The sequence below is a fragment of the Maribacter sp. 6B07 genome (assembly GCF_002700155.1).
GTDB lineage: Bacteria > Bacteroidota > Bacteroidia > Flavobacteriales > Flavobacteriaceae > Maribacter > Maribacter dokdonensis.
The window spans coordinates 951,799-974,020 of record NZ_PDUT01000004.1 but is presented as its reverse complement, the minus strand read 5'-3'; the positions used below and the strand labels follow the sequence as shown (position 1 = coordinate 974,020).

Sequence of the window (22,222 nt, the reverse complement as noted above, 5' to 3'; positions counted from 1 at the left end):
TTAGATGAAACGAAATTACTAAATTCTAAAGCAACCCAAGTGATATCATCTCAATTACTAGTTATCAGTTTATTATTTTCTATTTTTGAAGAACCTAATACAATTTTCTTTTGGATAATCTTTACAAACAGCAATCGCTCATTTTCAAATATATACTCTATGTAGTAGCGGTTGCATTTATAGTATTCTTCTTGCCCAAAGGAGGTAAATTTAAATATGAGTTTCAAAAAGGAAAACCGTGGCAGTTTGAAAACCTGTATGCCCCTTTTGATTTTTCTATTCAAAAGACCGATGCTGAAATAGCTAAGGAAAAGCAAATTATAGAAAATAATCAATTACCGTACTATAGTTATGATGAGGGTATAGTAGAAAAAGTTAGAGAGTCATTTGATGATGAATTTGAGTCTCAATGGGGAAATACAGAGCTGACTGGAAACCAAAAAAGCCGATTAAAATATTTTGCCCAAGTCATTTTAGATTCTGTTTATGCAAAGGGAATATTACAGAATAATGGCAAACAGGTACAACGTAATTTCATTTATTTGGTAAAGGGAAATGAGGCAAGTAAAGTACGCGTTTCAGATTTTTTAAAGGTAAGTGAAATCAATAACCTGGTTAGCGCTATACTTGATGATAATAATTTCAGCGCATTTGAAAAGGAAATACAAGCCTTATTTTTTGATATTATTGAGCCTAACGTAAGTTTTGATAATAATCTCACCCAAAAAGCTAGGGCAGAGGCGTTGTCAAAACTTTCTTATACGCGTGGTACCGTTGATCAAGGCCGTTTGATCATAGCTAAAGGAGAAGTGGTAGAGGCAGAAAATTTAAAGATTTTGGAATCTTTAAAGTCAGAGTATGAGTCTGAATTGTGGACTGCCAATAATTATTACTTTATTTTAATAGGTTATACCGTTCTAGTGGCATTGGTATTGATCATGCTATTTTTATTCCTAAAAAAGTATAGAAGAACCGTTTATGAAAACAATGTAAAAGTCACTTTTATATTTTTCAATATTTTATTAATGGTATTTGTAACCACAATGGTTATAAAGTATAATGATCAATTGGTTTTTGTTGTCCCGTTATGTATTCTACCATTAATCCTAAAAACTTTCTTTGACGCAAGATTAGGATTATTTGTACATGTCTTGACCATACTTATTCTTGGTTTTGTGGTGCCTAATAGTTTTGAATATATATTTCTTCAGATTATTACGGGAATAGTTACCATTCTAACGGTGTCGGAATTATACAAAAGGGCTAACCTTTTTGTTAGCGTAGGGCAGATTACATTAATATATATTATAGGTTATTTGGCATTTCATACCATTCATGAGGGAGACTTAAGTGATATTGAATGGTATACCTTGGGTCTTTTTCTTCTAAATGGAATGATTACGCTGTTTGTTCAGCCTTTGATCTATATCTACGAGAAAGTTTTTGGATTGGTGTCCGATGTGTCCTTATTAGAGCTTTCCGATACCAATTCTAAACTATTAAAAGAGTTAAGTAATAAGGCTCCGGGAACATTTCATCACTCTTTACAGGTAGCCAATTTGGCTGAGGCTGCGGCTAATGAAATTGGTGCTAATGCCATGCTGGTAAGGGTAGGGGCATTGTATCATGATATCGGTAAGATGAACGACCCTACTTATTTTACTGAAAACCAAGTAACCAATGTAAACCCGCACGATGAACTTAGTCCAAAAGACAGTGCTAGAATTATCGTGGATCATGTAATAAAAGGCATTGAAATTGCCAGAAAGAATAATATTCCCGATCGGGTTATAGATTTTATACGTTCTCACCATGGTACTACTTTGGTATTTTATTTCTATAAAAAGCAAAAAGAAATTGATGAAAATGTAAACGAAGAGGATTTTAGATATCCAGGGCCTTTACCTTTTTCAAGGGAGACTGCAATTCTTATGATGGCAGATTCAGTAGAAGCAGCATCAAAAAGTTTAAAGAACCCAACATTTTTAATTATAGATGAGTTTGTCGACAAAATAATTTCTGGTCAAATGAAGGCAAATCAGTTTTTGAATGCTGATATTACGTTCAAAGAAATAGAGACAATCAAGAAAATCTTCAAACAGAAGCTTATAAATATTTATCATTTGCGTGTGGAATATCCTGAGTAACAGCAAGATATTTTTTTATTGAAAAAAAACGTAAAAATTGTTGTGTATAATCAGTTATACTTACTACATTTGCATCCGCTATTTAGAGCAACAGTTCATTGAAGAATTACTGGAGAGGTGCCTGAGTGGCCGAAAGGAGCGGTTTGCTAAATCGTCGTAGGTGGAAACACTTACCCAGGGTTCGAATCCCTGTCTCTCCGCAACAGTATGTTGAGAGACATATTTTTTGATAACCAATTCGGGGTGTAGCGTAGCCCGGTTATCGCGCCGCGTTTGGGACGCGGAGGTCGCAGGTTCGAATCCTGCCACCCCGACAAGAAGCCACTGAGAAATCAGTGGCTTTTTTTGTTTTTATACGTTCAAAAGGCGGTATTGCATTTTAGATATAATTACATCTAGAACCTTCAATTGTAATCTATCACAATTAAAAAAATACTGTTTTCTCCATAATTTGTTAAACGCCAATAAACTCTTATTTTAATTGATAATTCGGCAATAATTAGCTAAAATTTTGCTATTTTGATTACTAAATATTCTTTACTGCTATAGGATCATATTTTAATCGGATTATAATGAAAAGGAAGATACTTTTATTAATTTTTTGTGGCTTACTTAGCTATGTTACCAATGCTCAATTCAACAATTTTAAGTTTGAAAACTTAGATACCGTTGATGGTTTGTCGAGCAGTACTTGCTTAACTATTTTTCAAGATTCAGAAGGTTTTATGTGGTTTGGTACTATTGACGGCCTTAATAAGTATAATGGGTATGAGTTTGAAGTGTACAAGTCAATATTAAATGATCAAAATTCAATTAGTAATAATAGAATTAATGCCATTGTAGAAGGGGCAGACGGTAATTTATGGATAGGTACTAACAATGGCTTAAATTACTTTAATAAAAAAACGAATAGTTTTCTTAGGGTAGATCTGTACAAGCAACTTTCCTTATCTAACAATCCACGTAAATTTATAAATGCTTTACTTTTTGATGAAGAAAATAATGCCTTGTGGGTAGCTACCAATAATGGTGTCATAAAAATACTACTGGAAGAGTTTAATGCAGATGTATCTGAATTAAAATTTTACTATTATCTAAATGATGATTCTAACTTAAATTCGTTGGATAATAATATTGTTAATGTAATTCTTAAAGATCAAAACAATGAAATTTGGTTAGGAACCAATGGCGAATATTTAAATAGATATAATGCTGAGCAAGATAATTTTGATCGTGTATTCATTGAGAACACTTCTAACTACGAATTAAACCATATACCTAAGAATATATTTGTTGATGCTGATAATGATTTTTGGATAGGAAATAACCTCTCTAACATTATTCATTGGAATAGGTCCAAGAATACCTTTTCCCATATATCATTTACAGATGAAACGGATATTGCTATTCGTGATATGCATTTAGATAAAGATGGTAATATCTGGGCATCAACAGATGGTTATGGCCTGTTTATTTTAAATAAGAACGAAGAAAAAGTAATTCAGAATTTAGTCAATAACTTTTCCGATTCATTTTCACTACCTAACAATAAACCGTCTAAAATTTATGAAGATTTTAATGGTATTTATTGGATAGGTAGCTATGATAAAGGGATAAGTAAATTGGATCCTTCGCAATACGCTTTTGGTCATTATTACTATCAACCGGGAAACCCATACGGACTAAACGAAAAAATTGTTCAATCTGTTCTCCAAGATTCTAAGGAGCGCCTATGGATAAGCGCTTATAATGGTGGTTTAAATCTATTAAATCAAGAAAACAATACCTTTCAGCATTTTCCACATGACCCCAATAATCGTAACAGTATAAGTTCTAATAGAATTTTGTACACTTTTGAGTCTAAGAATGGGCAAATCTGGGTATGTACTTTAGATGGGGGGGTAAATAGATTTGATCCAGAAAGTTATAATGTTCAACGTTACTTGCACAATGAATCTAACCCCAATACCATAGGTCAAAATTCCGTTTGGTCAGGGGTAGAAGATAATGATAATAGAATATGGCTTGGGTTAAGAACAGAAGGTTTAAGTCTCTTTGATCCTGTAACCAATAAGTTCCATAACTTTAAAAATGTAGCCGGTAAGGAAAATGGACTTGCCAGTAACTTTATATTTTATTTATTCGTTGATTCTAGAAATAGGTTATTTGTTGGCACTTCATTAGGGTTAAACTATATTGATTTAAACCAGTTCAAAGAAAGAATACCTGAAACATTGACCTTTAATGAGATTAAAAAACCGGGTATTGAAGACAACCTTATCAATCATATTTCTGAGGATCATTTAGGAAATATTTGGTTGGGTGCAGATACGGGTATTTATAAATTGGATTCAGATTTTAATGTTCTTAAATCATATACCTCAAAAGAAGGTTTGCCCAATAATTTGGTGGTTGGTGTACAAGAAGATGATAATCACAATTTTTGGATTACAACAAAAAGCGGACTCTCATTTTTAAATACGGAAACAGATCAATTAAAGAACTTTAATATTCATGATGGGTTGCAAGGACCAGAATATCAAAGTAAATCTATTGAGAAAACCAGTGACGGTAGAATTATAATAGGAGGCATAAACGGATTTAATATTTTTCACCCAGATGATATTACATTAAAACCCTCATCACCACTAAAACCTAAGATTACCCAGTTTACATTGAACAATATGCCAGTAGTTGTTGGTGATACGGTCAATGAAAGAATTTTATTAGAAGATAGGGTAGAAGAGTTGGAAAATTTAAAATTGAACTATGATGAAAATTATGTTGCGTTCGATTTTTTGGCACTTCATTTTGAAAACCCGGAAAGGGTACAATATGCCTATAAGTTGCAAGGTCTTGATAACGATTTTGAAACCATTGGCACAAAAAGAGAGGTGAGCTATGCCAACCTAAGTCCGGGAAAATATGGCTTTGAGGTAAAAGCATCTCTAGATGGCAATTGGGAGCAAGCTAAGGCAACCATCGTAAATTTTGAAGTTCTTTCGCCACCATGGAAAACCTGGTGGGCTTATCTTCTATATTCATTGTTTGGTGTATTGCTGTTTTATTTGATAATGAGATATTACACACAAAAAGTACAAGAAGCACAAGAACATGAACTGGATCAGTTGAAACTTCAATTCTTTGTCAATGTTTCCCATGAATTTAGAACACCGTTGACCTTAATAATGAACCCGGTCGATAAAATTTTATCCAATTATTCCTATAATCCGGAAGAGGTGAAGTCTTCAGCTATTTCAATACAGCGTAGTGCACGTAGATTATTGCATTTAGTGAATCAGTTATTGGATTATAGAAAAATGGATGTCGGTATGGCACCCCTTCAGCTCGAAAAAGGAAACATTGTTAAATTTAGTGAAGACATATTTTCACTGTTTGTAGGTCTTGCCAATAAAAAGGAAATTGAATATAGATTTATATCAGAGTCTGACAGTATCGACTTATTGTTCGATTTGGATAAGGTTGAAAAAATTATAACCAACCTTATTTCAAATGCCATAAAATTTACCAATGCAGGTGGCGAAATCACCTTTTCAATAAAAAAGGTTTCCCAGAAAAAAAGCTCGTCCAAACTATTATTTCTTAAAAAGGAAATGACAGGGGATTTTGTTGAAATAACCGTTACAGATTCGGGAATAGGCTTAGATAAAGAGCAAATTAAAAACATCTTTTCAAGATTTTACCATATAGATGTAACTAAGTCCGGTACGGGAATAGGGCTGAATTTTACGCAGGCTCTGGTGGAAAAACATGGTGGAGAAATTTTTGTGGAAAGTGAATATGGTGTAGGTAGTAAATTTGTAGTGAGATTACCTTTGGATAATAAGTCTACCCCGGTTGAAGTCGAGAATGTAAAAAATGAATTCCTGATCAATTCCATGAAATCTGTAGAATATGAAATGTATATCGCGGATGATGAAAATCTAATTCTGCCAAATCCTAATACAGAAAGTGAAATTGAAAAACCAACTATTTTATTGGTTGAGGATAACAAAGAGCTTCGTCAACACTTAAAGAACGATTTGCAAGACAAATACAAGGTTCTGCAGGCAAAGAATGGGGAAGAGGGCTTAGAAATGGTTAAAAAACGTTACCCAGATTTGGTCATAAGTGATGTTATGATGCCAAAAATGGATGGTTTTGAAATGTGCAGGTTGATGAAGACCGAGTTCGAAACCTGTCATATACCTGTCATACTGCTTACGGCTAGAAGTTTAGAAGTAGACAGGGTTAGTGGTTATGATAATGGTGCAGATGCTTACTTATCCAAACCATTTGTTACCAGTGTGCTAAAATCAAGAATTAGAAACCTAATTGAAGCGAAAAAGAGACTTAGAAAACGCTTTTCTGAAATTGGTGGTATTTTCCCATCAAGTGAGGTTACTACCAATAATATGGATGAGGTGTTCTTAGATAAGGCAACAAAGGTAGTATTGGATAATGTTGATGATGAGGATTTTAAGCAAGATGATATATTAAAGGAACTCGGTATTGGTAGGTCTCAATTTTATAGAAAGATAAATACCTTAACAGGTAATAATCCTAGTCATTTTATAAGGACAATAAGATTAAGGTATGCTGCAGAACTGTTGGAGAAAAATTGCTATTCTATAAAAGAAGTTACCCATATGTGTGGCTTCAATTCAACGGCTTATTTTAGTAAAACCTTTAGAGAATTATTCAATGTAACCCCAACGGAATATATGGAGGGTAATAAAGGTGAGCCTGTAAAAGAGGACAATTAATGTATGATCATCTAAATTGAAATAGGTCAATAAAAAAGAATGCAATTGTACATATAATATAATTGCATTCTTTTTTTAGCATGCCTATTGGCAAGGTAACTAATTTGTTTATGTGCTATTAATTAAAAAGTATTGACAGCGTCTAAAGGCAATCAATAAATGAATTGTATGCTCATCTCTATTTACATTAGGTGATTTATGTTTACTTTTTATACTTTACTCAAAGGAAAGTTTCTGCATAAAAAAAGGCAGCAATACATTACGTATTACTGCCTTTAAACTAACTCAACACAATTATCTTAGTAACCAGGATTCTGGTTTAGGTTTTCATTTAAACTTGTTTGCGATGTAGGTATAGGAAATAAGTAATTATCTCTTGTAAAATTACGTGTAGCAGAAGGTTGAACGATCAACGCTCTTCTTTCGCCCACGCCTGTTTCGGTAACTCCTTCTCCAAAGCCATATCCGCCTGGCGTGTATAGGTCTGGGTTGTTTTCATAAACAGTACCTTCTATAACTGCACCATAAATAGTTTCACCTAGTTCTTCCTCGGCAATACCCCATCTTTTAAGATCATTAAATCTCGTTGCACCTTCGGCATAAAGCTCTATAGTGCGCTCTCTTCTAATTTCGGTTTCAATATCCATATTATTGGTAGCCAAAAAGGAATTTGTTAATGGTGGTAAACCAGCTCTAGCTTTGACCAAGTTGATAGATTCATCCATTTGGGCATCGGTTAGGCTTCCATTCAATTCATACAAAGCTTCTGCGTACATTAAATAAACTTCTGCTAAACGAATAAACGGCATGTCATAAGCTTCAGTTTTTGTAGCTCTGTAGGCTTCATCCGTACCCCATTTCCAACTCATGAATTTAGAGTTGAAATAGCCAAAATTGTTGGTGCCGTTTAATAATACATCTCCGTTTTGAGGAATTTCACCAAGGGTTTTATGATACGTGAAATAAGCTCTCATTCTGTAATCCCTATTTTGAAATTCATCTGGTGTATTTTCATAACCTTGAAATAATGGAGATTGGTCAATTGGCAATCCATCTGAACTTAAGAAAAGGTCCATCATTTTTCTACTAGGCTTAACTCTACCTTCATAAACATGGCTTAAAAGGTCACCGGCCTGTCTAAAGGTGAAATCATATTTGTTATAAAATATGAACTCCTTATTCGTAGCCTTGTCTAAACCCGCAGGGTTAGAACCACCATCTTCTAAGTTGAATAGGAAGTTAGAACTTAAGTTGTCTAACTCATCATTGTAATCCCATAGTTCAAAGCCACCTTGGTCCATTACGGTTTTGGTAAGTGTAACTACTTCTTGTAAATAAACATCTATGTTAGAAGCATTAAAACCTTCACTACCGGCACCTGTACTTGTACCATCGCCATCGGTAGAAGTACCTACGTATTTCATCCAAGTAGCTTCGTGTAATAAAACATCTGCTTTAAAAGCCATTGCAGCCCATTTACTGATCTTACCTTTATCTTCAGAGGCTATTTCTTGCTCCGTAGGTAAACCTGCGATAGCATCATCTAAATCCGCTAAAATTTGGGCAACAACTTGATATCTGCTACTGCGAGGAGCGTTTAATTCTTCATCACCAACATCTAAAGGTCTGGTAACCAAAGGAACACCTCCAAAACGCTGTACTAAATTAAAATACTGGTACGCTCTGTGAAACTTAGAGGCAGCCACATAAGGAACAATACTTTCTTCACCTTCGTAAGCCTCCGCTCTTTGTAATAAAAGATTGATATCTCTAATAGTAGAGTATGGGGTAGAGTAATATCCGTCAGATTCAGGAGCTCTAGTATCGCCTCTACTATATATTTGCATATCACTATCTTCGGTATATCCTACCAAATCAGAACCGTGATCAGCATAAATTCCTTGATCATACCTCCACGTCATTAGGTCTGTATAGAATCGGTTAGAGCCGGTTAAAAAATGATCAGCTTCAGTATAGTAAACCTGGTCTGTAATAGATGCAGGTGGATCAAGGTCAATGAATTCGTCCTCACAAGATGTAAAGAAGACCATTAAACATGGTATTATTATATATTTTATTTTTTTCATCTGTATATGATTTTATGATGTATAATCTACTTTTATAATTGTATTAGAGCGATACTTTTAAACCTAATGCCCAAGTACGCATAAAAGGGTATGCACTATTGTTAGAGCTCGCTTGAAACTCTGGATCGTAACCATCTTTAACGCTAGTTAACTCGAACAAATCGTTTCCTGAAAAATAGATACGTAAGTTATTAATAGGTGTATTTCCAATGCTTAAATCTCTAAAGGTATACCCTATGATAAGCGACTTTAATCTCATATATCTATTATTCTGTAAGATATGATCTTTAGAACGGTAGTTCCAAGCAGATAATCCACGTTGAGTGGTCAACCTAGGAAATTCAGCATCTCTATTATCTTCGGTCCAAGTTCTACCTAACCATGTGTTAGATTGATTTTGCCATTCAGCTTGAAAAGGTTGCGCAAAATATCCTGTTCTATAAATGTTATGCTCAAGAGCTCCTTGAAAGAAGGCACTAAGATCAAAGTTCTTATACTTTAAGTCAAAATTGAATCCGTACACATAATGTGGAGCGGCATCTCCACTATAGGTTAAATCTTCGTTATCTAATGTACCATCTCCGTTAGAATCTACAACACGCATATCTCCTGGTCTTAAAGCGTCATTAGATGTTTGTAGCGGTAAAATTCCACCTTCATTTAAGCTAGCATAATAAGCATCAACTTCTGCTTGAGAATCAAAATAACCATCCGTTTCCCATAAGAAGAAAGAGTTGATAGGTCTATTTAAAATATTTCTTCCGCTTTCAGCATCGTTTAAGTTCTCAAAAATTGTTTGAGCACCGTCGTATTGGGTAATCTCATTTCTGGTATCACTCATATTAGCACTAACTGTGAATTCTAAATCGCCAATATTCCCTTGGTATCCTAACATGGCTTCCCAACCATCGGTTTCCAATGTTCCAATATTGGTAAATGGTGTTGCCGTACCTAATACAGATGTTTCAATACCTCTAACCAACATACCTACATTTTCTTTTTGGTACAAATCAAAAGAACCAAAAACCTTACTGTTGAACAGTCTAAAGTCAACTCCAATTTCTTTGGTAACTATTCTCTCCCAAGTAGTACTACTACTAAATAAGCTACTAGCAACAGAAGTTGCCTGTTGACCGGCATTTGTTTCTCCAAATACGGTATTGCCAAAACCTACGGTAGATAAGTAACTAAAATCACCAATACCAGAAGTACTACCCAATTCACCGTAACCACCTCTAAGCTTTAAAAAGGAAATTAAGTTGCTTTCTTTTAAGAAGTCTTCTGAACTAATTACCCAACCACCGGAAACACTACCGTAGTTAGACCATTTAGAGCCTTCGGCAAATCTAGAAGATCCATCTCGTCTACCTTGAACCTCTAATAAGTACTTGCTTTTGTAATCATAGTTAATACGGCCAATGTAACCAAAGAAACCCCAAGATGTACCGCCACCAGAAGTGGTCACCAATTGATCTGTAGCTCCTAAATTGATATCATAAACGCCATAATCAACAAAACCGTTTCTTTTAATGAAGTATTCGTTTACATCGTTTTTTTCAGCTTCAATAGCTAAAAGTCCAGATATATTGTGATCACCAAATTGGTTTGCGTAGTTTAAGGTACCCTTGTAGTTCTTATAAGTAATGTTACCATCATTTCTGTCAGGACCGGTACCTTCTTGAATAGAGGTAGTGTTATTTATATTGTTAGAGAATTTTCCGCCCCAACTGTAAAGAGGTACGGATACAAAGTAAGATTGATATTCACTATTTTGTCTACTAATGGCATAAGACCCGGTAAAATCTAAATGGTCAGTAAATTTGTATTTTGCCAGTGCGGATATTTTAAACTGCTCTACGGTTTTGTTCTCACGACCACCATCTATTACTTGAGCTACACCATTTCTGTCACCTGTAATAAGGTCACCACCAAAGTTGGCGTAATATTGACCATCTGCATTATAAGTTGGGAAAAGTGGTGCATCCCAGGTAGCGGCCTCTCTTCCTAAACCTCCTGAAGGTCCAGAGAATTTGTTGTTGAAATATGTAATATTGGTGTTTACACTAAGTCTATCGCTAATATCAGCGCTATAGTTCATGGAGAAGTTATATCTATCAGAACTATCATCTGCAACTTTTAAACCACCTACGTTGTTATCATAACCAGCGGAAATACGAAAGTTACTCGTCTCGGTACCACCAGAGATACTAATGTTATGTTGGCTAGAATAAGAGTTACCGAACATTTCATCAAATCTAGGGGCGTTACCTAACCAAATATTACCGTTAATGGGTAGGTCATAATATCCTTCATCACCAGAAGCGATTCTATCAACAGTTTCAAGGTCGTTCCAGAAGAAATATCTTGGTGGCTTACCAGATGCAATATCTTCACGGGCCGCTGCAGCATATAACTGTCCGTACTGTGACATGGTTGGTGTTGGTGGGCGTATACCTATGGTACCTACTCTGGACACCGTGCTGATATCTACAGAAATCTTGCCCTTACCTTTTTTGGTAGTTACCAATATAACACCACCAGCAGCACGAGAACCATATACAGAAGCAGATCCACCTTTTAGTACACTAATACTTTCAATGTCATTAGGGTTCATATCATTAAATGATGATGAGTTTATAGAAGGAATACCGTCAATAACAATTAAAGGTTCTATTCCATTAATAGATGAAGCACCTCTAATTAAGAAGTTGACACCTTCGTCACCAGGTCTAGATGAAGTACGGGTAACAACAAGACCAGGAGTTCTACCTTGAAGGGCAAGAGCGGGACTACCAACAGCCAAATCTTCAAAAGCCTCTGCCTTTACCTGTTCTACAGAACCGGTTAGGGTTTCTTTTTTGGCAGTACCATAACCAACAACAACTACTTCATCTAAAGCAGTAGTGTCCGGTTCTAGAGATACGTTGATTACAGTTTTGGAACCTACGGTAATCTCTTGCTTTAAGAACCCTAAATAGGAAACAACAAGAATGGCATCTGAAGAAGGTACGTTGATAGAATAATTTCCATCAAAATCGGTAACGGTACCTGTTGTTGTGCCTTTAACGACAACGGCAACACCAGGTAGACCCATGCCGTCATCACTACTTACTATAGTACCCGTTATTGTAAGTTGTTGTTCTGAGTTCAACAGGTCAACACCACTATTCATAGTATTACTAGCTGTAATCGCGAACGCGTGGTTTGTGCACAAAACTACAAACCCAACCAATAAAGGTATCATGGTCTGTAATTTCCATTTAGAAAGTTTGATTAGTTTAATCATAAGATTGTTAATTTAATTAGTTAATTAATGTCGTTTCATCAGTTTCCCGATACAGTAATTATCATATTGATATTTGTTAAGCCAATGTTAATTATAATTGGAGCAAAGGGTTATAAATTATTACTCAATGGTTATAAATTATATTCCTTTTTACTGAAACAGGGGTTAAATCCGTTTTTTGGGCAGGCACAAATTGTCTGAAACACATTTTTTTAACAGTTTTTTTGTTGGTTGTTGATTCAACAGTACAAGCTAAAATTTTTGCATAATAATCTATACCTATTATATAAGTACATATATTAAATTATTAACACCATTGTATAATTATTTGATTTACAGCGTCTTATGTAATATTTTAACGCATATGATTATACGGTTTTAGGCTTGTGTCAAATTTCACTTCACTGTACGGTAATATGTGCGAATTCACTTTTATGAAGTACAAAGTTGATTTATGGGAATTGCAGAAGGTTTTTATGGAAAAACATAAGGGTTATATGTAAAATGCCAAATATTCTATGATTTATGGGTCATTTTGAACGCTATTTTATAGTGATTGAATGATAGTTTATCTACTTCAAAAGACATTCTTAATAAACTTGTTTAACAGTAATTAATCAGCATTTTTATCAGTGGAATTTTCCATTTCCGAATCATTTCTACTGAATTAAACATTTACAAACTAAGGCAGTTTTTGCCTCATTATTAAGAAAAATATGAATCGATTATTCCTATTACTTTTTGTCTTAACGTTGACTAATTGTTCTAACCAAGAGAAGAATAGCGTTGTTGATACTAAAAAAATATTGTCTCAAAATGTAGAAAAAACAAAAGAAACATTAAAGGTGTTGACTCCAGATCAAGGGTTTGCCAGAAATATACCCAAGGAACAGACCAATTGGGAATTGGTTGGGGTTAAAGATTGGTGTAGCGGATTTTGGCCAGGAGTAATTTGGTATGCTTACGAGGCTTCAGGTGATGAAGAGCTTCGCGAACAAGCAGAGAAATTTACCGCTCCACTTAAAAGTATAGCATATAGCCCGGCAGAAAATCATGATATTGGTTTTATGTTGTATACCAGTTACGGTAATGGTTATAGATTGACCAATAATGAGGAGTATAAGAATGTACTGCTAGCCGCGGCAGACACTTTAGCTACCCTTTATAACCCTAATGTAGGTTCTATATTATCATGGCCTTCGCAAACACAGTTTAGGCACAATACCATCATAGATAATATGATGAATTTAGAACTATTGTTCTGGGCAGCAAAAAACGGGGGGAAACAAGACCTTTATAATGTAGCGGAAAGCCATGCTTTGGTAACAATGAAAAACTTGGTAAGAAAAGATAGTGCTATTTATCACGTAGGATCTTTTGATGAAACTACGGGCGATTTCTTAAAAGGGCAGACCCACCAGGGTTATGCGGATGAATCTATGTGGGCAAGAGGTCAGGCATGGGGTATTTATGGTTTTAGTGTTGCTTATAGAGAAACACACAGAAAAGAATTTTTAGACACGGCAATAAAGGTATCTGAGCACTATTTAAATAGATTGCCCCAAGATGGTATTCCATATTGGGATTTTGATGATGTAAATATACCAGATGCACCAAAAGATGCTTCCGCAGCCGCAATTGCAGCATGTGGTTTGTTAGAATTGTCAAAGTATGTACCTAGTGAAGAACTTTCTAAAAAATATATAACAGCGGCAAGAAAAACAATTAACCTGTTATCAGAAGCGCCTTATTATAGTGGTGAAACCAATCAAGCCCTATTATTGCATTCAACAGGTCATTTACCTCATGATTCTGAAATAGATATTCCTATTATTTATGCTGATTATTATTTTATGGAGGCATTGTTAAGGTTGCAGAAAATGGATGAAAATTCATCGCAATTGGCAAAATCATAAGAACTGATCTCTACGATTATCTAGGGTTATACCTCAATATGAATAAATAGTATTGAGGTAATACTTGTATTAAAGTTTTTCTTTTTTGAATTAAGAAATAAACGAACATGAATAAAAAAATACTTTTATGGTCCATTACCGCTGCCTTGGCCGGGTTTTTATTTGGCTTTGATGTAGTGGTCATTTCCGGTGCGGATAAAAAATTACAGGAACTATGGCAATCGTCAGATTCTTTTCATGGTTGGGTGGTTATGGGTATGGCACTTTGGGGTACTGTAATTGGAGCTATTTTTGGTGGTAAACCAACAAATAAGTATGGTAGAAAAAAGACTTTGATCGTTATTGGCGTCCTTTTTGCATTTTCCGCAATTGGGTCTGCATTGGCCAACGATCCTTATATATTTGCACTTTTTAGGTTCATAGGCGGTATTGGTGTAGGAGCTTCTACCATTGCGGCACCTGCGTATATATCTGAAATTGCACCGGCAAATGAAAGGGGAAAATTGGTAGCTATGTACCAATTTAATATTGTATTTGGAATATTAATAGCCTTTTTATCAAATTACCTATTAAGTGGTAGTGGTGAAAATGATTGGCGATGGATGCTTGGTGTAGAAGCTATACCGGCCATATTGTACATCTTGTTCGCAATGAAATTGCCTAAAAGTCCTAGATGGTTATTATCAAAATCAAGGTTAGGGGAAGCAAAGGAAGTTTTGGCAATCATAAACCCTAATATTGATGTGAACGAACAGCTAAAAGCTATCGAAGGCGCTGATGAAAAGCCAGATGCTTCAGAAACCATTTTTATCAAAAAATATCGTTTTCCGCTTACTTTAGCCTTTTTAATTGCGTTTTTTAATCAATTTTCGGGAATAAATGCCTTTTTATATTATGCGCCAAGAATTTTTGAAGAAGCGGGTTTAGGAGAAAGTACAGCTTTATTAAGTAGTGTAGGTATAGGGGTAACCAATCTTGTTTTTACGCTTTTAGGAGTGTTCTTAATAGATAAATTGGGGAGAAAAACCCTTATGTATTTTGGTTCTGTAGGTTATATAGTTTCTTTGAGCTTGGTGGCTATGGCATTTTTCTTTAACTGGACAGGTATGGCCGTACCCATATTCTTATTCATTTTTATAGCAGCACATGCCGTAGGGCAGGGTGCGGTAATTTGGGTATTCATTTCTGAAATATTTCCAGATCATTTAAGGGCATCCGGTCAATCTTTTGGTAGTGCCACGCATTGGGTTTTGGCTGCATTGATACCCTCATTAATACCCTATTTATTTAGTCACCCATCAATTGGGGCTGGGGCGGTGTTTTTATTTTTTACAGCAATGATGGTTTTACAGTTATTGTTTGTTGCTTTTATGATGCCGGAAACTAAGGGAAAAACTTTAGAGGAACTTCAGAAAATACTATTGAAGAAATAAATTATAGAAGAATGGGAAACAAGAAATATTTTTTATTGGCATTGCTATTTCATATGGCTTTATTGGTTTCAGCTTCAAGTGTTGATACATTGATCGTACACAGCAAAGCAATGAACAAGGACATTAAAAATGTAGTCATCACTCCCAATGGATATGGAAAAAAGAATACTCCCTATAAAGTGGTTTATTTATTACATGGTGCTGGCGGTGACTATAAAGCTTGGCTAAAAGTAGCGCCAAAGTTAACGGCGTATGCTGATCAATATAATATCATTATTGTTTGCCCAGATGGAGATGTAAAAAGTTGGTATTTGGACAGCCCTATAGACCCTACTTTCAAATATGAGACCTATGTGTCAAAAGAACTGGTCGCTGAAATTGATGATAAATACAACACTGTTAAAAATACAAATGCAAGAGCTATAACGGGCTACAGTATGGGTGGTCATGGTGCCTTATACCTAGCTTTTAAACACTATGACGTTTGGGGTGTTGCCGCTAGTATGAGTGGTGGTGTAGATATTAGACCTTACGCCTTAAAATGGGGAATACCAGATCGTTTGGGCAGTTTTGCCGAAAATCCTGAGTATTGGGAGAACAATAGTGTAATCAATTTGGTGCATTTGATCAGTGATAAGAAGTTGGTTTTTCAAGTAGATTGCGGTACTGAAGATTTCTTCTATGAAGATAATAAGAGGTTACACGAAAAATTAATGGAAAGAAAAATTCCGCATGAATATATAGAACGCCCAGGAAAACATAACCCGGACTATTGGAGAAATTCAATTAAGTATCAATTGTTGTTTTTCAACGAGTTTTTTAATAATCATACAACCGACCAATAATGCATTTATACTCAATTATAATCAATAGAACTTCAATATGCTTACTGCTGGTTTTTGCATTGATTTTGTCATGCTCAAAGGTTCCGGAATATACCGTAACATCACCAAATGGTAAAAATGTATTTACGGTTTTCCCCGGTTATCATAGTGACCATTCTAACGGATTGGGATTTGATATTATGTATGAAGGTAAGTCAGTCTTGCTTCCTTCCGTATTGGAAATTTCTACCAACCATTTTGATTTGAAAGGAGATTGGTCCGTATTGAGAGTCGATGAAAATAATGTTGAAAATAGCTGGACAACAAGGTTTGGAGAATTGAGCGAAGTACCAGATAATTATCGAGAAATAAAAATCCATCTAAAGAAAGGTAAAACACTTGTCAATTTCATTGCTAGGGCGTATGATGAGGGTGTGGCCTTTGCTTATGAAATTCCTGTACAAGCTGACATCAAGAGCCTGGAATTAGATGAAAATATTTATTATAATTTTGAGAAAGACCATATGATGTGGTCTACTCCAAAGCGAGAAAAAGGAGTTTTAACAGCACAAGGCGAGTATAAAAAAATTCCGTTATCAGAGATAGAAACGGGTATAGAAAGACCTTTGTTAATTGAAATTGATGAAAACCTCAAAATAGCTCTTGCCGAAGCAAATTTGGTAGATTATGCCCGTTTAAGTTTTTCTAAAGGTGCTTCCAATAACAGTGTGCTATCAACTTTAGATGGTAAAATGGAAGAAGAAATTCAGGATACCATCACGGGGGCTTTAATTTCGGAACGTAAGAATGATGTGTTCAAAGTAAAGAAGCAACTTCCATTTCAATCGCCATGGCGTGTGGTAATGATGGCAAAAAATGAAGGTGAATTATTAGAAAACAATTATATACTTCAAAACTTAAGTGAGCCTAATCAACTAAAAGATGATTCTTGGGTAACCCCGGGAAAGGCATTGAGAGAAGCCACGCTAACAACAGAAGGAGGTATGACGGCGATCGATTTTGTTGCGGAACACAACATGCAATACGTTTTGTTCGATGCTGGTTGGTACGGTAATGAAATGTATGAAGAATCAGACGCTACGACCATAACCTTGGATCCTAAAAGATCCAAAGGTCCGTTCGATATTGAAGCCATCACCAAGTATGCCGATGAGAAAGGAATCGGTATAATCTTATATGTCAATAGAAGGGCTTTAGAAAAGCAATTGGATGATATACTGCCCCTGTATCAAAAATGGGGTATTTCAGGAATTAAATTTGGCTTTGTCCGTGTTGGCGATCAAGAAGCTACTGCTTGGTTGCATGATGCCATCAAAAAGACATCTGAATATGGATTCATTGTAGATGTACATGATGAATACAGACCTACAGGTTTCTCAAGAACATATCCTAATTTATTGACACAGGAAGGTATTGAGGGTGATGAGGAAAGTCCTACGAATGAGCAGACACTTAACACCATGTTTACAAGAATGTTGGCAGGCGCAGCGGATAATACGGTTTGCTATTATAATAGCAGAGTAAATAAAATGGGCTCGCATGCATCTCAGTTGGCAAAAACTGTTTGTCTATTTAGTCCGCTGCAATTGCTTTATTGGTATGACAAGCCCGCTTCTTCTTTAGAGAAAAATGATGGGCTATGGGGAGATACCAAGCATATAGGCAATGAACCCGAACTGGAATTTTTTGATAATGTACCCACAACGTGGGATGAAACAAAAGTGTTGCATGCCAAGGTAGGGGAGATTGGAGTATTGGCAAGAAGAAAAGGCTTGGAATGGTTTGTAGGCGGAATCAATGGAACGGCTCCTCAGCAATTGGAAATCGATTTCAGTTTTTTAAAGGAAGGGGATACCTATAAGGCAAAATTATATACTGATGATGAAACGGTTGAAACCCGTACAAAAGTAAAAATTGAAGAATTGCAGCTTTCAAGTACAGAAACTTTAGATTTAGAGATAAAACCGAATAACGGATTTACCATGCATATAATTCCGGTTAAGTAAAACGAAAATGAAGTTAGGCATACAGAATATATTCCAAAGTATATGGTTGACAATAGCATTTGTTATAGTTGGGGGTATAATGGTATATGGTCAAAAAAGTGTTCATCCTAGAATTTATACAACCGATCAAAACAAAGCAGTTTTTCTTCAAACCATTGAAAATGTTCCATGGAAAAAGGAATTGGTAACACGTAAAAAAGAACGGTTACAAAAGTATATAGCCCTTTGGAAAAATGATAAGGAATGGTTGGTGTCCCGTTTACAAATGAACTGGAAAACCAAGCATGATAAAGTGTATTTAGAAGGCGGTGATTTTTCTCATTCAGAAGGTAAGGCACCTGTGCCCACTGTTCGTTTTTCTGGCACAAGAGATTGGGCAACAGAATATAGATCTCCTTCGTTAGAAAATATAACTCCGTATACGGACAACCCTAAGGGACTGTATTTAGAGCATAAAAAGACAGGTAAAAAAGAATGGGTAGCACCTAAAGAATCTGGTCATATCATTGAAGGTATTAACCGCAAGATCATGTCTTTAGTAGAAGATGCAGCCTTTTTATATTGGGTAACGGGCGATAGGGTATATGCAGATTTTGCTACCCCCGTTTTTGCAACTTACATTGAGGGTATGTACCACAGAGATTCCCCAATAGATTTGGCAAATACCAATCAACAATTTCTTTCTGGGCTGGCAACTTTTGAGGTTATCCATGAAAAAATACTCATACATCTCATTACCACGTACGACTTTTTATATGATCATTTAAAGGCACAGAAAATAAACCTTTCAAAAGCAGAAGCTGTGTTTCAAAAATGGGGTGATCAAATTATTAAGAATGGTGTGCCCAATAATAACTGGAATCTTTTTCAAGCACGATTTCTTACTTATGTGGCCTTGGTTTTAGAACCAAATAGTAATTACAAAAATGGTAAGGGTAGGGAGTATTACTTAGATCATACTTTTAATACGTCAACCGAAAGACAAATTTCCATAAAGGAATCATTGTTGGTTTACGATCAAGAAAACGGTATATGGCCAGAATCAGCATCTTATTCAGTGCATGTAATTACTACCTTATTAAATATTATAACCCTTTTGGACCATTTTACCAATGCCAATGAGTTATCTAATTTTCCTATAGTTGAAAAAGCAGCTTTGGCATCTTTTCAGTATTTGTTTCCTTCTGGGCATACCATTGGATTTGGAGATTCTTCACATAAAAAATTACCTGCTGAAAATTTTGAGTTATTGATTACCAACTATCAGAAATACGGTGCGAACGAAAAACGGAACATAATTGCCAATTTACTGAACGATATGATTGCCGAGGGCGATTATAAAAGGGAAGCTAAAGACCTGTTTCAATTATTTTTCTATGTTAATAATGTGGTGCCAAATGAGGAGGAAAATGAATTTGATCTTCCATTGGTTTCGCCTACATTTTATGCACCAAATGTAAGTTGGTTCAACCAAAGACTAGGTAGTGAAGCAAATGCTATGATGGTTGCCACAACAGGATCTTATGGTAACCATGCGCATAGTAACGGTATATCTATAGAGTTGTTTGCCAAGGGATCAGTACTTGCACCAGATATGGGAAAAGGGTCAAGTTATTGGCACAAAGATCATACAGAATACTATTCCAGAATGCCGGCACATAATACGGTGGTAGTCAATGGTATTTCGGATTATGAACCTATGAGAAGCCATCATCCATTTCATTTGGAAAATAGTTTCCCCAAAACTGGGGAAACCCCAATTTTTGATCAAGTTACTTTTTCTAATGTTTCATTTGTTGAGCCTAAATCCAAGGCTCGGCAATTAAGATTTACATCCTTGATAAAAGGTCCTTCAGGAGCCGGTTATGTGGTTGATGTTTTTAGATCTAGAAAACCAGGTAGTGATGGGCAAAGGCATGATTATTTTTATCACAACCTTGGAGCTGAATTAAAGATCAGTTCAAATGAAGAGGTTTTGAAATTGGAAGATACCGAAGATTTAGGGAGTCATCAAGGTGATTTAAAGGCATATGATTATCTCATAGAAAAAAAGAAGTTGACAACCGCCAAAGCGGTTAGTGCTAATTTCAATTTTACAGCAGAAGATGGTACCTCAGATTTAATGGAAGTTTGGGTAAAGGGCAGTACCGATCAAACACTTTATTCAGCAATGGCGCCCAAGTCTAAAGCGATAACAAGTGGTACTTCTCCAAAAGAATTATTGAACAAACCAATACCAACATTGATCGTTCAACGAAATGCCGAAGCATGGGAGAATCCGTTTGCCATGGTATTTAACCCTTTAGGAACAGATGAAGATAATCCTATTTTAGAAGTTGAATATGCTCAAAAAATAGAAAATAGCACTGCTCAACAGATCCAGGTAAAATTTAAAGATGAGGCAACGCAAGATAACATTGTACTAAATGAAAATGAAAGTGTTATTTATGATCAAGGTAATCTGTATCAAAAAGGATTGTTGTCCATAACGAGAACCGAAGAAAACAAAGCGCAACCTTCTTTTATTTTTCTTTCGGGTATGTACAGGTATGAACATAACAATTGGGGAATTCAGGCATCTGGCGCTCCAGTGACTCTTTCCTTTGACATTAAAGAAAACGAAATAATACTACAGAACGATCAGCCTGTTGTTTTGAATATACCTAAACCTAAAAACGGTAGTGAGGCAATATTATATATCTATGAAGATAATGAGTTAATTGATACACGCAAAGGACTGAAAAGCTGGGTCAATGATGAGCAATTAGAATTTAGATTATCAAAAGGTTACGCAAAAGCTGTTATCAAATTTCAAAGTAGTAATAATGAAAAATAAAAAGCCACAGCATATTTTGACTCGCAGCCTCATCGTATTGGTCATTTTCATTGGTGGTCCTTTAACGGCACAGAACAATTGGAGTACAACCATAACTGGTAAGGACTTAAAAGAGTTAGTGTATAAGGTAGTCGATGGAGATACGTTAAAAATGCAATTATATTCTCCGGATAATTGGAGTACCGCAAAAACATATCCAACAATTGTATTCTATTTTGGAGGAGGTTGGAATGGTGGTAGCTTAGACCAGTTTAGGGCACAAGCTGGGTATTTTGCTTCAAGGGGCATGGTAACGGTATTGGCAGATTACAGGGTAAAAAGTAGACATGGTACCACACCATATGAATCCGTAAAAGATGCAAAATCTGCAGTTAGGTATTTAAAGGAGAATGCGGCTAATTTGCAAGTAGATACTACAAGTATGGTAACAGCAGGTGGTTCTGCTGGCGGACATTTAGCCGCGGCAGTAGCTTTATTGCCGGGAGTTAATGAAATCACGGACAATTTAGAAATAGATACCAAGGTAAGCGCAGTAATATTGTATAATGCCGTGGTGGACAATGGTCCGGGTGAAGGTGGTTTTCAGCATGAGAGAATGGGTGAAAACTATCTGGATATTTCGCCTATACATCATATAGAAAAAGGTGCTCCGCCTACATTACTGTTTTTAGGTGCTCAAGACCATTTAATACCGGTTTCTGTGGCAGAAGAGTATAAATCAAAAATGGATGCGGTAGGTAGTAGATGTGATGTTTTTATTTATGAAGGGCAAGGTCATGGATTCTTTAATCCTAAAGTAAAAACAGCTGAGTATTATAAAAAGACAACTTACGAAGCAGACAAGTTTTTAAATTCTTTAGGTCATATTAAAGGAAAACCAACAATAGAATAACATAAAAT

Annotated in this window: 10 protein-coding genes and 2 tRNA genes; 10 read left to right on the top strand and 2 right to left on the bottom strand. The window is 35.6% G+C overall.

Annotated features, from left to right (window positions below; all coding sequences use genetic code 11):
- Positions 1–110 precede the first annotated feature (110 nt).
- The 4 genes from CSC80_RS18335 to CSC80_RS18320 all read left to right on the top strand — a co-directional run bounded on the left by CSC80_RS18335 (position 111) and on the right by CSC80_RS18320 (position 6,913).
- Positions 111–2,147 carry an HDIG domain-containing metalloprotein gene (locus tag CSC80_RS18335; protein ID WP_099193352.1) on the top strand — a complete coding sequence of 679 codons (2,037 nt, stop codon included), beginning with the start codon at positions 111–113 and terminating at the stop codon, positions 2,145–2,147.
- Between the two features lie 111 nt (positions 2,148–2,258).
- A tRNA-Ser gene (locus tag CSC80_RS18330) sits at positions 2,259–2,347 on the top strand.
- A gap of 39 nt (positions 2,348–2,386) precedes the next feature.
- A tRNA-Pro gene (locus tag CSC80_RS18325) sits at positions 2,387–2,461 on the top strand.
- A 258-nt stretch (positions 2,462–2,719) separates the two neighbouring features.
- Entirely contained in the window at positions 2,720–6,913 is a 4,194-nt protein-coding gene (locus CSC80_RS18320; RefSeq protein WP_099193351.1) for a two-component regulator propeller domain-containing protein, read from the top strand.
- Between the two features lie 299 nt (positions 6,914–7,212).
- On the opposite strand, the gene CSC80_RS18315 is transcribed toward CSC80_RS18320, so the two are convergent.
- Both CSC80_RS18315 and CSC80_RS18310 read right to left on the bottom strand, forming a co-directional pair.
- The gene (locus CSC80_RS18315; protein ID WP_099193350.1) at positions 7,213–9,000 is read right to left on the bottom strand and encodes a RagB/SusD family nutrient uptake outer membrane protein; all 1,788 of its coding nucleotides are present in this window, start codon (positions 8,998–9,000) and stop codon (positions 7,213–7,215) included.
- Between the two features lie 43 nt (positions 9,001–9,043).
- On the bottom strand, positions 9,044–12,286 hold the full coding sequence (locus tag CSC80_RS18310) for a TonB-dependent receptor (protein ID WP_099193349.1): 3,243 nt from the start codon (positions 12,284–12,286) through the stop codon (positions 9,044–9,046).
- 716 nt (positions 12,287–13,002) lie between these two features.
- Between CSC80_RS18310 and CSC80_RS18305 the strand changes: the two genes are divergently transcribed.
- The 6 genes from CSC80_RS18305 (at position 13,003) to CSC80_RS18280 (ending at position 22,214) form a co-directional block, all read left to right on the top strand.
- Positions 13,003–14,202 carry a glycoside hydrolase family 88 protein gene (locus tag CSC80_RS18305; protein WP_091602698.1) on the top strand — a complete coding sequence of 400 codons (1,200 nt, stop codon included), beginning with the start codon at positions 13,003–13,005 and terminating at the stop codon, positions 14,200–14,202.
- A 107-nt stretch (positions 14,203–14,309) separates the two neighbouring features.
- Positions 14,310–15,635, top strand: coding sequence for a sugar porter family MFS transporter (locus tag CSC80_RS18300; RefSeq protein WP_099193348.1), 1,326 nt, complete (start codon positions 14,310–14,312; stop codon positions 15,633–15,635).
- 11 nt (positions 15,636–15,646) lie between these two features.
- Positions 15,647–16,480, top strand: coding sequence for an alpha/beta hydrolase family protein (locus CSC80_RS18295; RefSeq protein WP_099193347.1), 834 nt, complete (start codon positions 15,647–15,649; stop codon positions 16,478–16,480).
- On the top strand, positions 16,480–18,486 hold the full coding sequence (locus CSC80_RS18290) for a glycoside hydrolase family 97 protein (protein ID WP_099193346.1): 2,007 nt from the start codon (positions 16,480–16,482) through the stop codon (positions 18,484–18,486). The genes CSC80_RS18295 and CSC80_RS18290 overlap by 1 nt, the downstream gene beginning before the upstream one ends.
- 7 nt (positions 18,487–18,493) lie before the next feature.
- Entirely contained in the window at positions 18,494–21,322 is a 2,829-nt protein-coding gene (locus CSC80_RS18285; protein WP_201796653.1) for a heparinase II/III family protein, read from the top strand.
- The gene (locus CSC80_RS18280; protein WP_099193345.1) at positions 21,312–22,214 is read left to right on the top strand and encodes an alpha/beta hydrolase; all 903 of its coding nucleotides are present in this window, start codon (positions 21,312–21,314) and stop codon (positions 22,212–22,214) included. The genes CSC80_RS18285 and CSC80_RS18280 overlap by 11 nt, the downstream gene beginning before the upstream one ends.
- The last annotated feature ends 8 nt before the right edge of the window (positions 22,215–22,222 follow it).

What these genes read in the sequence shown, in the direction of transcription:
- CSC80_RS18310 (WP_099193349.1), bottom strand. Translation starts at nt 12,286, where the DNA reads ATGATTAAACTAATCAAACTTTCTAAATGGAAATTACAGACCATGATA.
- CSC80_RS18290 (WP_099193346.1), top strand. Translation starts at nt 16,480, where the DNA reads ATGCATTTATACTCAATTATAATCAATAGAACTTCAATATGCTTACTG.
- CSC80_RS18295 (WP_099193347.1), top strand. Translation starts at nt 15,647, where the DNA reads ATGGGAAACAAGAAATATTTTTTATTGGCATTGCTATTTCATATGGCT.
- CSC80_RS18305 (WP_091602698.1), top strand. Translation starts at nt 13,003, where the DNA reads ATGAATCGATTATTCCTATTACTTTTTGTCTTAACGTTGACTAATTGT.
- CSC80_RS18315 (WP_099193350.1), bottom strand. Translation starts at nt 9,000, where the DNA reads ATGAAAAAAATAAAATATATAATAATACCATGTTTAATGGTCTTCTTT.
- CSC80_RS18280 (WP_099193345.1), top strand. Translation starts at nt 21,312, where the DNA reads ATGAAAAATAAAAAGCCACAGCATATTTTGACTCGCAGCCTCATCGTA.
- CSC80_RS18285 (WP_201796653.1), top strand. Translation starts at nt 18,494, where the DNA reads ATGAAGTTAGGCATACAGAATATATTCCAAAGTATATGGTTGACAATA.
- CSC80_RS18300 (WP_099193348.1), top strand. Translation starts at nt 14,310, where the DNA reads ATGAATAAAAAAATACTTTTATGGTCCATTACCGCTGCCTTGGCCGGG.
- CSC80_RS18320 (WP_099193351.1), top strand. Translation starts at nt 2,720, where the DNA reads ATGAAAAGGAAGATACTTTTATTAATTTTTTGTGGCTTACTTAGCTAT.